9 protein-coding genes, 1 tRNA gene and 1 pseudogene are annotated in these 11,793 nt (G+C 63.0%); 9 read left to right on the top strand and 2 right to left on the bottom strand.

The window, feature by feature from the left end; genetic code table 11:
• Nucleotides 1-89: 89 nt before the first annotated feature.
• Nucleotides 90-165 (bottom strand) — tRNA-Lys (locus tag RTCK_RS04440).
• A gap of 193 nt (nucleotides 166-358) precedes the next feature.
• Between RTCK_RS04440 and RTCK_RS04445 the strand changes: the two genes are divergently transcribed.
• Entirely contained in the window at nucleotides 359-1,108 is a 750-nt protein-coding gene (locus RTCK_RS04445) for a cytochrome c biogenesis CcdA family protein (RefSeq protein ID WP_142591907.1), read from the top strand.
• Between the two features lie 44 nt (nucleotides 1,109-1,152).
• Nucleotides 1,153-2,115 carry an AEC family transporter gene (locus tag RTCK_RS04450; protein WP_142591908.1) on the top strand — a complete coding sequence of 321 codons (963 nt, stop codon included), beginning with the start codon at nucleotides 1,153-1,155 and terminating at the stop codon, nucleotides 2,113-2,115.
• Here RTCK_RS04450 and RTCK_RS04455 read toward each other — a convergent pair.
• Nucleotides 2,092-3,294 (bottom strand): UbiH/UbiF family hydroxylase, encoded by a 1,203-nt coding sequence (locus RTCK_RS04455; protein WP_142591909.1) that lies wholly within the window; start codon nucleotides 3,292-3,294, stop codon nucleotides 2,092-2,094. The genes RTCK_RS04450 and RTCK_RS04455 overlap by 24 nt on opposite strands.
• A gap of 179 nt (nucleotides 3,295-3,473) precedes the next feature.
• Between RTCK_RS04455 and pcsA the strand changes: the two genes are divergently transcribed.
• The 7 genes and pseudogenes from pcsA to glmS form a co-directional block, all read left to right on the top strand.
• Nucleotides 3,474-4,208, top strand: coding sequence for a phosphatidylcholine synthase (gene pcsA / locus RTCK_RS04460; RefSeq protein ID WP_185927911.1), 735 nt, complete (start codon nucleotides 3,474-3,476; stop codon nucleotides 4,206-4,208).
• Between the two features lie 160 nt (nucleotides 4,209-4,368).
• Complete coding sequence (locus tag RTCK_RS04465; protein ID WP_185927912.1) at nucleotides 4,369-5,940, top strand: ABC transporter ATP-binding protein; 1,572 nt, start codon at nucleotides 4,369-4,371, stop codon at nucleotides 5,938-5,940.
• The gene (locus tag RTCK_RS04470; RefSeq protein WP_142591910.1) at nucleotides 5,930-7,015 is read left to right on the top strand and encodes an ABC transporter permease; all 1,086 of its coding nucleotides are present in this window, start codon (nucleotides 5,930-5,932) and stop codon (nucleotides 7,013-7,015) included. The genes RTCK_RS04465 and RTCK_RS04470 overlap by 11 nt, the downstream gene beginning before the upstream one ends.
• Nucleotides 7,008-7,922 (top strand): ABC transporter permease, encoded by a 915-nt coding sequence (locus RTCK_RS04475; protein WP_142591911.1) that lies wholly within the window; start codon nucleotides 7,008-7,010, stop codon nucleotides 7,920-7,922. Before RTCK_RS04470 ends, RTCK_RS04475 begins: the two co-directional genes overlap by 8 nt.
• Before the next feature lie 43 nt (nucleotides 7,923-7,965).
• Nucleotides 7,966-9,039 carry a BMP family ABC transporter substrate-binding protein gene (locus RTCK_RS04480; protein WP_142591912.1) on the top strand — a complete coding sequence of 358 codons (1,074 nt, stop codon included), beginning with the start codon at nucleotides 7,966-7,968 and terminating at the stop codon, nucleotides 9,037-9,039.
• 125 nt (nucleotides 9,040-9,164) lie between these two features.
• Nucleotides 9,165-10,523, top strand: coding sequence for a bifunctional UDP-N-acetylglucosamine diphosphorylase/glucosamine-1-phosphate N-acetyltransferase GlmU (glmU, locus tag RTCK_RS04485; protein WP_142591913.1), 1,359 nt, complete (start codon nucleotides 9,165-9,167; stop codon nucleotides 10,521-10,523).
• A 104-nt stretch (nucleotides 10,524-10,627) separates the two neighbouring features.
• Nucleotides 10,628-11,793: pseudogene (gene glmS, locus RTCK_RS04490) on the top strand (glutamine--fructose-6-phosphate transaminase (isomerizing)); the annotation flags it as partial.

Genomic DNA, 11,793 nt, shown 5'->3' on the forward strand with positions numbered 1-11,793 from the left:
AACCATCGACAACCCGTTCGGCACGAGGTTGTCACCCATGTCTTAGGTACAGTCTGTTACCTATGTCTCCGGGTCGGACAGAAAGGAAGTGGTGAGCGCGCAGGGATTCGAACCCTGGACCTACTGATTAAAAGTCAGTTGCTCTACCGGCTGAGCTACGCGCTCCCGCAAGAAGGAGAGCCCCTTCGGAAGTGCGCGGAACATATGCAGACGCCTCTTTCGGGTCAACCGCAAAAACGGGAAAAATGCGGCTTCTTGTCCCAAAGCAAACGCAGCGCGAAAAGGTGATTGGCATTTTCCGCCCCTCATGCTTTAGGGCACGAACCGACGGTCGCCAGGGTCCGTGAGGGAGTTGCCCGTGTCTATTGCCGAAATTTCGCTTTGGAGCGCCTTGCTGGCGGGAGCTCTATCCTTCCTGTCGCCCTGCGTGCTGCCGCTTGTGCCGCCGTACCTCTGCTACATGGCAGGCGTTTCGGTCGATCAGTTCCGGGGCGGAGGTGAATCTGTGGCGGAGACGCGCACCCGCCGCGCGGTCCTTGCCGCGGCGGTCGCCTTTACCCTGGGATTCGCAACGGTGTTCGTGGCACTCGGCGCAGGGGCTTCGACCATCGGCGTTCTGCTGAGGCAGCACCTCGACCTGTTGTCCAAGATCGGCGGCGTCATCATCATCGTCATGGGTCTCAATTTCCTGGGTGTCTTCCGCATAGGCTTCCTGACGCGCGAAGCCCGGTTCCAGGGGGGCGGGAAGCCCGCTACCCTTTCGGGCGCCTACCTCATGGGACTGGCGTTCGCCTTCGGCTGGACCCCCTGCATTGGCCCGGTGCTCGGCGCCATTCTTGGCGTGGCCGCCTCCCGGGAGACGGTGGGTGACGGCGCGACGCTGCTCGCCATCTACTCGCTCGGGCTCGCCGTGCCGTTCTGGATCGCGGCGGGATTTTCGGGCGCCTTCATGCGCTTCCTCACGCGCTTCCGCCGCCATCTGGGCCTGGTCGAAAAAATCATGGGCGTCTTTCTCATCCTCACCGGGCTCGCTTTCATCTTCGGATTCGTCAGCGCCGTCGCCATCTGGTTCCAGCAGACCTTTCCAATCCTGACGCAAATCGGCTAAGGCGGGACGTCCGCCCCGAAAACCGCGTCCGCCCCGGAAATCTAATGGCCGAAATCTTTGCGTTGCTGCTGCCCTTCTTCGGCTTGATCCTGATCGGCTATCTCGCGGCCAGAGTGACCCGCCAGCCGGCCGAGGCGCTGGGGTGGATGAATACCTTCATCATCTATGCCGCGTTGCCCGCGCTGTTCTTCAAGCTCGTTTCCCGTACGCCGATCGAAGACCTTGCCCGCATCGATTTCATCGTCGCCGACATTGCGGCCACCTATTCCATCTTCCTGCTCCTGTTTCTGGTCTCCCGTTACCTGAGGCGGGCCTCCTTTGCCGATTCAACGATCCAGGCATTCGGAGGATCCTACGGTAACATCGGCTACATGGGGCCGGGCCTTGCGCTGCTGGCGTTCGGAGAAGCCGCCGCCGTTCCGGTCGCGCTGATCGTCTGCCTGGAGAACGCCACCCACTTCATCGTCGCGCCGGCGATGATGGCTGTTGCCGGCGGCGACAGGCGTCCGCCGCTGCGGGTGGCCCTCGACGTGATGGGGAAGGTCGCATTGCATCCCTTCATTCTTTCCACGGCGCTGGGTTTTGTTGTCGCCGCGAGCGGAATGGCGGTACCGGCGGCCGCCCAGCGGCTGGTGGACTATCTGGCCCAGGCCGCGGCACCCTGCGCCCTGTTCGCAATGGGTGTCACGCTCGCGCTGCGGCCGCTCAAGCGGGTACCAGTGGAGGTCGGCTATCTGGCTGTCGCGAAGCTGGTCTTGCTGCCGGCAACGGTCTACCTCGTACTGTCTCTGGCCGGTGACTTCGACCCGGTGTGGGTCTATTCCGCGGTCCTGCTCGCCGGGCTGCCGACCGCCACCAACGTCTTCGTCATCAGTCAGCAATACGGGGTCTGGCAGGAGCGGGCATCGGCGACCGTCCTCATCACCACGGCGCTTTCCGTGCTGACGCTCCCGGTCGTGCTTTACCTAATCACGACCGGGCTGTTACCGCCGGACCTCGTTCCGTAGCGCTTCCACGAAGGCCCGGAAGCCGCGGCCGGGCTCGACGCCTTCCCGCATGACGAGGTTCCGCAGCGGTGGAATCGCCGTGAGGACATGCATTCCGGCAGCCCGTATCATCTGGACCGGCAGGAAGTCGGACAGCAGCGAGCGATTGAGGATATCGACACCGAAGGTTCGGGTCATGATGTCCGGACGGCGGCGGCGATTGAAGCGATCGCCGGCGTTCGACGTGATCGGCGAGCCGACTGGATCCGACAGCATTTCTGTCAGTGTGATGATGTCTCGCAGCGAGAGGTTCAGACCCTGGGCCCCGATGGGCGGAAATGCATGCGCCGCTTCGCCGACCAGCGCGAGGCGGCCCTTGCCGAAACGGTCGGCCATGAGGCTCGAAAGTGGCCAGGATTGCGCACCCGGCTCGACCGTCACCTTGCCGAGCATCGACTGCATGCGGCGCTCCACCTCTGCGGACAGCTCTCCGAGCGAAAGCGCCAGAAGAGGTTCAGCCTCTTCGGGACGCACGACCCAAACGAGGCTCGAGCGGTTGCCGGGGAGGGGAACCTGGGTGAAGGGGCCGCTTGGCGTATGAAACTCGGTCGAGACGTTGCCGTGCGGAAGCGTGTGGGTGAAATTCAGCACCAGGGCCGATTGGGGATATGACCAGCGTCGCGTCCCGATCCCTGCGCTTTCTCTGACCTTTGACTGCCTTCCGTCGGCACCGACGACGAAGCCGCAACTGATCGTGCGACCGTCGTCAAGCGTCACGAGCGCCTGATCCTGGCCGAAAGCCACGGCATGCGCAGCCGTCGGGATGCGCTCGACGTTCGCTTCTGCTTCGACAGCTTCGTTGAGGGTATCGAGCAGGACGCGGTTTGGGATATTGTATCCAAAGGCGTAGAGCCCGACATCCGCCGATCGGAACTGGGCCGTCGGTGCCCTCAGCAGGCGATCGGTACCGTCGATGATCTGCATGACCGACAACGGAGCGGATTTCGGCGCGATCCTCTCCCATAGGCCGAGGCGCTCCATAAAACGGATCGAGTGATCCATCAGGGCCGTGGTGCGCTCGTCTTGAGTTGCCGCCTCCGGCGCGACCAGCGCCACTTTCCGGCCTCCTCGGGCCAGTGCCAGCGCAGCGACCGACCCTGCCAGCCCGCCACCGATCACCGCAATTTCGAAATCCTGCATTTTCGCATCCTCGCCGGTCAACCGTCGGACGCTATGTAGAGCCTTCCGTTCCCGTTATCCATGGGGACGCGGCGGCGTGCTGCGATTCTTGCGGGAGAAGGGTTGCCGGCCGACGATGCCGGTTGCAAAGCCCGGAGATTGGCCGCATAGGTCGGTAACGCACTGAACGGGATGGCTACGTGATCAGACGAATTTTCAACTATCGAAAAGTCCCCTACGCGGAGATCCGTGCCTTTTCCGTTCATCTGCTCACTGCCTCGGGCTCCTTTCTGGCATTCCTCGGTGTCGTCGCGGCAGCCGAAAGCCGTTTTGTCGACATGTGGTGGTGGCTTGGCCTGGCGCTCTTCGTCGATGGCGTGGATGGGCCGATCGCACGCAAGGTTCAGGTCAAGGAGGTGCTGCCCAACTGGTCCGGCGACACGCTGGACAACATCATCGACTACGTGACCTATGTCTTGCTGCCCGCCTTCGCGCTCTACCAGAGCGGCATGATCGGCGAGCCGTGGTCCTTCGTCGCTGCCGGCATGATCGTCGTCTCGAGTGCGATCTATTACGCGGACACGGGCATGAAGACCGATGAGTACTTCTTCTCCGGCTTCCCCGTCGTCTGGAACATGGTGATCTTCACGCTTTTCGTCATCCAGGCGAGCGAGGTAACCGCCTTCATCGTCGTCTCCATCTCCGTCTTCCTGACATTCCTGCCGATCAACTTTCTTCACCCGGTGCGGGTCCAGCGGCTGCGTCCGCTCAATCTGGGTATCTTCCTGCTCTGGTGCGCACTCAGCGGCTATTCGCTGCTGCTGCATTTCCGTTCCCCGGACTGGCTCGTATACGGCGTCGTAGCATCAGGCCTGTACCTCTACTTCATCGGCGCGATCCTCCAGTTGTTTCCAAGCCTTGGCAGGCGCATCTGATCTGTTGGAGACGCATGTTTCCTGTTGTGCGAAGCAACAAATCGGCTATCAATAAGTCACAAGCGGCCGCCTTGGCGGCAGTCTCGCGCGGCGAACGAAACGCGCCGGTGCTGTGATAGGCCTCGAAGAAGGTCGGCGCCCGCGTGAACAAGGGGGTTCAGTGACTGTATCGGAGGGATCGGCGGCCATTCCGCTTTTGTCGGTCCGCAAGTTGACGAAGCATTTCGGAAGCTTTGCCGCCTGTTCGGGGATCGATCTCGACATCGCCCCAGGGGAAATCCATGCGCTGCTCGGAGAGAACGGGGCGGGTAAATCGACATTCGTCAAGATGCTGTTCGGCATCCTCGATCCCACCGAGGGCGACATCCTCTGGAATGGTGAGCGAGTTGCCATACGCTCGCCCGGCACCGCGCGAACGCTCGGCATCGGGATGGTTTTCCAGCACTTCTCGCTCTTCGAGGCGCTGACAGTCGCCGAAAACATCGCGCTCTCTCTCGACCCGAAGATTCCTCTCGCCAAAATCGCCGAGGAGGCCTCGACGCTGTCGAAGGCTTACGGACTTCCGCTGGACCCCAAGGCGCATGTGGCGGATCTCTCGGTGGGAGAGCGTCAGCGCATCGAGATCGTGCGTGCGCTCCTGCAGAATCCGAAGCTCATAATCCTCGACGAACCGACATCGGTGCTGACGCCGCAGGAAGCTGACAAGCTGTTCGAGACCTTGTTCCAGTTGCGCGCGGAAGGGCGCTCCGTGCTCTATATCAGCCATCGGCTGGAAGAGGTTCAGCGCATCTGCGATGGCGCAACCGTCCTGCGCCACGGCAGGGTGACCGGACGCTGCGATCCGAAACGGGAAACGGCCGCCTCGCTGGCTCGGATGATGGTCGGCTCGGAAGTTGCCGCCGTCAGTCGCGATACGAGCGCGGCCCTTGGCGACGTCCGGATCGAAGTCGCGGGATTGAATGCGGACGCAAGGACGCCATTCGCAATCTCGCTCAGGGACATCAACCTGAAGGTGAGGGCGGGCGAAGTGCTGGCGATTGCCGGCGTCGCCGGGAATGGCCAGGGCGAACTCTTCGACGCACTGTCGGGCGAATATCCGGTGACGAGCAACGAGGCAATCAGCATCCGCGGCAGGCCCGTCGGTCGGCTCGGCATCAATGCCCGGCGCCTGCTCGGCGCCGGCTTCGTTCCGGAAGAACGCCATGGCCACGCGGCCGTCTCGGCCCTTCCGCTGTCCGACAACCTGCTCCTTGCCCGTAGCCGCTCCGATCGCAAGGCGTTTCTCGGCGGCGGTGCGTTGGGCGTGATCCGTCACAACGCTGTACGCGCTGCCACCCGACGCATCTGCGAGGCAATGGATGTCCGCAAGAGTGGCGAGGATCCGGTTGCAGGTGCGCTCTCGGGCGGCAACCTCCAGAAGTTCATCGTGGGGCGCGAACTCGACCGACAGCCGGCGGTGCTGGTCGTCAACCAGCCCACCTGGGGAGTGGATGCGGGGGCGGCGAGCCGCATCCGGCAGGCTCTCGTCGACCTCGCCAGGGCCGGTTCGGCCGTGGTGGTCATCAGCCAGGATCTCGACGAGATATTCGAGGTCGCCACGAACATCGCGGTGATTTCGGAGGGACGGTTATCCGCTTCCTATCCGGCCGGCGAAATGAGCAGAGAAAGGATCGGGCTGTTGATGGGCGGCGTCCATGACTCCACACAACCGGGAGCCGTGCATGCGCATTGAGCTTCAGAGGCGGAGCGAAGTCTCCCGGCTTTTCTCGCTGGTGTCACCCCTGCTTGCGCTGGTTCTTACGCTGTTCTTCGGCGGCATCATGTTCTGGACCCTCGGCAAGAACCCCTTCGACGCGCTCTACAGCTTCTTCATTGAGCCGCTGCTGGAAGTCTGGTCGCTCCATGAACTCGCGATCAAGGCCGCCCCCCTCATCCTGATCGGCGTGGGGCTTTCGATCTGCTACCGCTCCAACAACTGGAATATCGGCGCCGAGGGGCAGTTCACCATCGGCGCCATCACCGGGTCGATCCTGCCGGTCCTCTATCCGGAATGGCATTCGCCGATGATCCTGCCGCTGATGCTGGTGATGGGCATGATCGGCGGGGCGCTCTATGCCGGCATTCCCGCGCTCCTGAAAACGCGGTTCAACACCAACGAGATCCTGACGAGCCTGATGCTGGTCTATATCGCCCAGCTCTATCTGGACTGGCTCGTTCGCGGTCCATGGCGGGATCCGCAAGGCTACAACTTTCCGCAGACCAAGGCCTTCGTGCCGGAAGCAGTCCTCCCGGAGGTGCTGGATTCGGGCCGGGCCCATCTTGCCATCGTCTTCGCCATCGTTGTGGCCGTCGCCATCTGGTTCATGATGCGGTTCATGCTGAAGGGCTTCGAGGTCACCGTTCTGGGGCAATCCGAGCGGGCAGGGCGGTTTGCCGGTTTTTCGGCGCGCCGGATGGTCTGGTTCTCCATGCTGTTGTCGGGCGCACTCGCCGGCCTGGCAGGGATCTCGGAGGTCTCGGGCTCCATCGGCCATGTGCAGCCTTCGATCTCGCCGGGCTATGGCTTCACGGCAATCATCGTCGCCTTCCTCGGTCGGCTGAACCCGCTCGGGATCATCGCGTCGGGGTTTGTCCTGGCGCTCACCTATCTCGGGGGCGAGGCCGCTCAGCTGTCGATCGGCATCTCCGACAAGGTGAGCCGGGTATTCCAGGGGCTGCTTCTCTTCTTCGTCCTGTCCTGCGACACGCTCATCCACTACCGTCTGCGGCTTGTGCGCCACCCGGCTCCAGGAGGCGCCCATGCTTGAGGCGATCCTTCTCACCGTCATCACCGCGGCGACGCCGCTGGTGATCGCCGCTCTCGGCGAGCTGGTGACGGAGCGCGCGGGCGTGCTCAATCTCGGCGTCGAAGGCATGATGATCATGGGGGCCGTCATGGCCTTCGGAGCGACCCAGGTGACGGGATCTCCCTATGTGGGGATCCTTGCGGGCATCGCAGCCGGCGCGGTCTTCTCGCTGCTCTTCGGCATCCTGACGCTGACGCTGGTGGCGAACCAGGTGGCGACCGGCCTGGCGTTGACCATCCTCGGCCTGGGCTTGTCCGGGCAGATCGGGGAGAGCTTCGTGGGCCAGCCGGGCATCAAGCTGCAGCCGCTTCCCATACCGTTCCTTTCCGACATTCCACTCCTGGGCCCGCTCTTGTTCCGCCAGGACCTGATCTTCTATCTTTCGGTCGTTCTCGTCGTCGGCATCCACTGGTTCCTGTTCAGGAGCCGCACGGGGCTCAAGGTGCGGGCCATCGGCGACAACCACGCTTCCGCACACGCGCTGGGCATCAACGTCATCCGGGCACGTTATTTCGCGGTGATGTTCGGCGGCGCCTGTGCCGGCCTGGCCGGGGCCCAGCTTTCGCTCGTCTACACGCCGCAATGGGTGGAGAACATGACGGCGGGACGCGGATGGATCGCCCTTGCCCTTGTCGTCTTCGCCTCCTGGCGCCCGCTCCGCGTGCTGGCCGGGGGATACCTGTTCGGCGCCGTGACGATCGGCCAGCTGCATGCGCAGGCTCTGGGGATAGGCATACCGTCCCAGTTCCTCTCGGCGCTGCCCTACGTCGCCACTATTGTCGTCCTCATCATCATCTCGCATAATCGTCGTACGACGCTCATCAACACGCCTGCCTCGCTCGGAAAACCCTTCGTTCCCGAGCGTTGAGACAGCTGCCGCATACCAGTCTTCGAGCCAACAGGGGTACAAAATGAAGAAACTGATCATCGCACTCGCCGCCACGGCCGCCGTCCTTGGAGGCGTCTCCACTGGCGCCCAGGCCCAGGACAAGACCAAGGTTTGCTTCATCTACGTCGGCTCGCAGACCGACGGCGGCTGGACGCAGGCACACGACATCGGTCGCCAGCAGTTGCAGGAGCATTTCGGCGACAAGATCGAGACGCCGTTCCTGGAAAACGTACCGGAAGGCCCTGACGCGGAACGCGCAATCGAGCGCATGGCCCGCTCCGGCTGCGCCTTGGTCTATACGACCTCGTTCGGCTTCATGGATGCTACGATCAAGGTCGCGCAGAAGTTCCCAGACGTGAAGTTCGAGCACGCCACCGGCTTCAAGGCTGCCGAGAACGTCGCCACCTACAACGCGCGATTCTACGAAGGCCGCTACATCCAGGGCCAGATTGCGGCCAAGATGTCCAAGAAGGGCGTCGCCGGATATATCGCTTCCTTCCCGATCCCGGAAGTTGTGATGGGCATCAATGCCTTCATCCTCGGCGCGCAATCGGTCAATCCGGAGTTCAAGCTGAAGGTCGTCTGGGCCAACACCTGGTTCGATCCCGGCAAGGAAGCCGATGCCGCCAAGGCACTGATCGACCAGGGCGTCGACATCCTGACCCAGCATACGGACACGACCGCACCTATGCAGGTGGCAGCCGAGCGCGGCATCTTCGCCTTCGGCCAGGCCTCCGACATGATTGCTGCAGGCCCGAAGACGCAGCTGACCGCGATCGTCGATACCTGGGGCAACTATTACATCAAGCGCACCCAGGCTCTTCTCGATGGCAACTGGAAGTCCGAGCAGATCTGGGACGGTCTGAAGGACGGCATCCTGACGATGGCGCCCTACACCAACATGCCGGACGACGTGAAGGCGATGGCGGAAGAGACCGAAGCCAAGATCAAGTCGGGCGAACTGCACCCCTTCACCGGCCCGGTGAAGAAGCAGGACGGATCCGACTGGCTGGCGGAAGGTGAGAAGGCGGAAGATGGCGTGCTGCTCGGCATGAACTTCTACGTCGCCGGCGTCGACGACAAGCTGCCGCAGTAAGCCCACTCATATGGGCGAAAAAGGCGTCCTCGGGCGCCTTTTTTGTTGCAACCGGAAACAAGCTGTTTATCGCCTGTCAAACCGGTTGTTGCTAAGAAGCGCCTGATCAAACTGAGGGAATCCGTATGAAGCGCACCTGCCTGGCCGTCATCCTCGCTGCAGGAGACAGCACGCGCATGAAGTCTTCGATGTCAAAGGTGCTGCATCCCGTGGCAGGCCTGCCGATGATCGGGCATGTCATGCGTGCCGTCGCTTCAGCCGGAATTGCGGACGTCGCGCTGGTGCTCGGGCGGGACGCCGAGGCAGTCGCCAAGGCTGCCGAGACGGACGAAGTCGGCCTGCGGACCTTCACCCAGACGCAGAGGCTCGGCACTGGCCATGCTGTCCTCGCTGCGCGAGAGGCGATCGCACAGGGCTTCGATGATGTCCTGGTCACCTACGGCGACGCGCCGCTGGTAACCGCGGGGCCGTTTTCCGCCGCGCGCGAAGAACTGGCCAAAGGCGCGGATGTGGCCGTGATCGGCTTCCGCACCGATCGTCCCACGGGCTACGGGCGCCTGCTGGTCGAGGGCGGCGAGCTCATTGCGATCCGCGAAGAGAAGGACGCGACGGACGAGGAACGGAAGATCACCTGGTGCAACAGCGGCATCATGGCGATCAACGGCAGGAAGGCGTTGGAACTCCTCGACAGGATCGGCAACCGCAACGCCAAGGGCGAATATTATCTTACCGACCTTGTGGAGATCGTGCGCGCTGCCGGAGGCAGGGCTGTCGCCGTGGACGCCCCCGAAGCCGAGATGGCGGGCTGCAACAATCGTGCGGAACTGGCGGTGCTGGAGCGCCTCTGGCAGGAGCGGCGGCGGCACGAACTGATGCTCGGCGGCGTGACCATGATCGCCCCGGAAACCGTGTTCCTGGCTTTCGATACGGAGATTGGTCAGGACGCGGTGATCGAGCCCAACGTGGTCTTCGGTCCTGGTGTCACGATCGAGGGAGGCGCGGTCATCCATGCCTTCTCCCATATCGAAGGAGCGCATGTGAGCACCGGAGCCACCGTTGGCCCCTTCGCGCGGCTGCGTCCCGGAACTGATCTTGCCCCCAGGGCAAAGGTGGGGAATTTCTGCGAGGTGAAGAAGGCCGAGATCGGCGAGGGCGCCAAGGTCAATCATCTCACCTATATCGGCGATGCTGTCGTCGGCGCCCATGCCAATATCGGCGCCGGCACGATCACCTGCAACTACGACGGTCTGAACAAGCACGTCACGAAAATCGGAGCGCACGCCTTCATTGGCTCGAACTCGTCGCTGGTGGCGCCGGTCGCAGTGGGTGACGCGGCCTATGTCGGCTCGGGCAGCGTGATTACCGAAGACGTGCCGGCCGACGCCCTTGCGCTCGGCCGTGCGCGTCAGGAGATCAAGCCTGAGCGCGCAAAGGTCATTCGCCAGCGGGCAAAAGCATTCAAGGCAGCAACGAAGAACGGCTGACGCACCGCGTTACCCTCCGACACGGAAAGTGACCGGCAGGGGAATTGCGGTCGACGCGCCATCGACTAGAACTCCCGCAGTCGTCGGGAACAATGAGGTCTTATATGTGCGGCATCGTGGGAATTGTCGGCAAGGAGCCGGTTGCGGAACGTCTCGTGGACGCGCTGCGGCGGCTTGAATACCGCGGCTATGATTCCGCCGGCGTTGCCACCATTCATGAGGGTGTGCTGGAGCGTCGCCGCGCCGAAGGCAAGCTCATCAACCTGGAGAAGAAGCTGGCGCTGGAACCGCTTTCCGGGACCATCGGCATTGCCCATACCCGCTGGGCCACCCATGGCGTGCCGAACGAAACGAACGCCCACCCGCATTTCGTCGACGGTGTGGCCGTTGTCCACAATGGTATCATCGAGAACTTCGCCGAGCTGAAGGAAGAGCTGCAGGCGGAGGGCGCGACCTTTGAGACGCAGACGGACACGGAGGTTGTAGGCCAGTTGATCGCCCGCAATCTGCGCAGTGGAATGGGACGCCGCGAAGCGATGCAGGCGATGCTGCAGCGGATCACCGGCGCTTATGCGCTTGCCGTCATCTTCGCGGATGATCCTTCCACTATCATGGCCGCCCGCTCCGGACCGCCGCTTGCCATCGGGCATGGCCGCGGCGAAACCTATCTCGGTTCGGATGCCATCGCCCTGTCGCCGTTCACCAACGAGATCACCTACCTCGTCGACGGCGACTGGGCCGTGATCGGCAGCGAAGGGGCCTTCATCTTCGACCACGATGGAAACCGCGTCGAACGGCCCCGCCAGATCACGCAGGCTGCCGCCTATCTCGTCGACAAGGGCAATCACCGGCACTTCATGGAGAAGGAAATCTACGAGCAGCCCGAGGTGATTTCCCATGCGCTCGCCCATTACGTCGACCTGGCCGACCATAGCGTGGATCCGGCGGCCGGAAACGCCATCGACTTTGCCTCGCTCCGCGGACTGGCGATCTCGGCCTGCGGCACGGCCTATCTTTCAGGTCTCGTCGGCAAATACTGGTTCGAGCGCTATGCACGCTTGCCCGTTGAGATCGATGTCGCCTCCGAGTTCCGCTACCGGGAGATTCCGCTCTCCGCCGACCAGGGGGCGCTGTTCATCTCCCAGTCCGGCGAGACTGCCGATACGCTGGCTTCGCTGCGCTATTCCCGGGACGCGGGATTGAAGATCGGCGCGGTGGTGAACGTGCAGGAATCCACCATTGCCCGCGAGTCCGATGCGATCTTCCCGAT

The organism is Pseudorhizobium endolithicum (assembly GCF_902153245.2).
Lineage (GTDB): Bacteria > Pseudomonadota > Alphaproteobacteria > Rhizobiales > Rhizobiaceae > Neorhizobium > Neorhizobium endolithicum.

Coding starts and splice junctions, on each gene's coding strand:
- glmU (WP_142591913.1), top strand. CDS start 9,165: ATGAAGCGCACCTGCCTGGCCGTCATCCTCGCTGCAGGAGACAGCACG.
- RTCK_RS04455 (WP_142591909.1), bottom strand. CDS start 3,294: ATGCAGGATTTCGAAATTGCGGTGATCGGTGGCGGGCTGGCAGGGTCG.
- RTCK_RS04470 (WP_142591910.1), top strand. CDS start 5,930: ATGCGCATTGAGCTTCAGAGGCGGAGCGAAGTCTCCCGGCTTTTCTCG.
- RTCK_RS04480 (WP_142591912.1), top strand. CDS start 7,966: ATGAAGAAACTGATCATCGCACTCGCCGCCACGGCCGCCGTCCTTGGA.
- RTCK_RS04475 (WP_142591911.1), top strand. CDS start 7,008: ATGCTTGAGGCGATCCTTCTCACCGTCATCACCGCGGCGACGCCGCTG.
- RTCK_RS04450 (WP_142591908.1), top strand. CDS start 1,153: ATGGCCGAAATCTTTGCGTTGCTGCTGCCCTTCTTCGGCTTGATCCTG.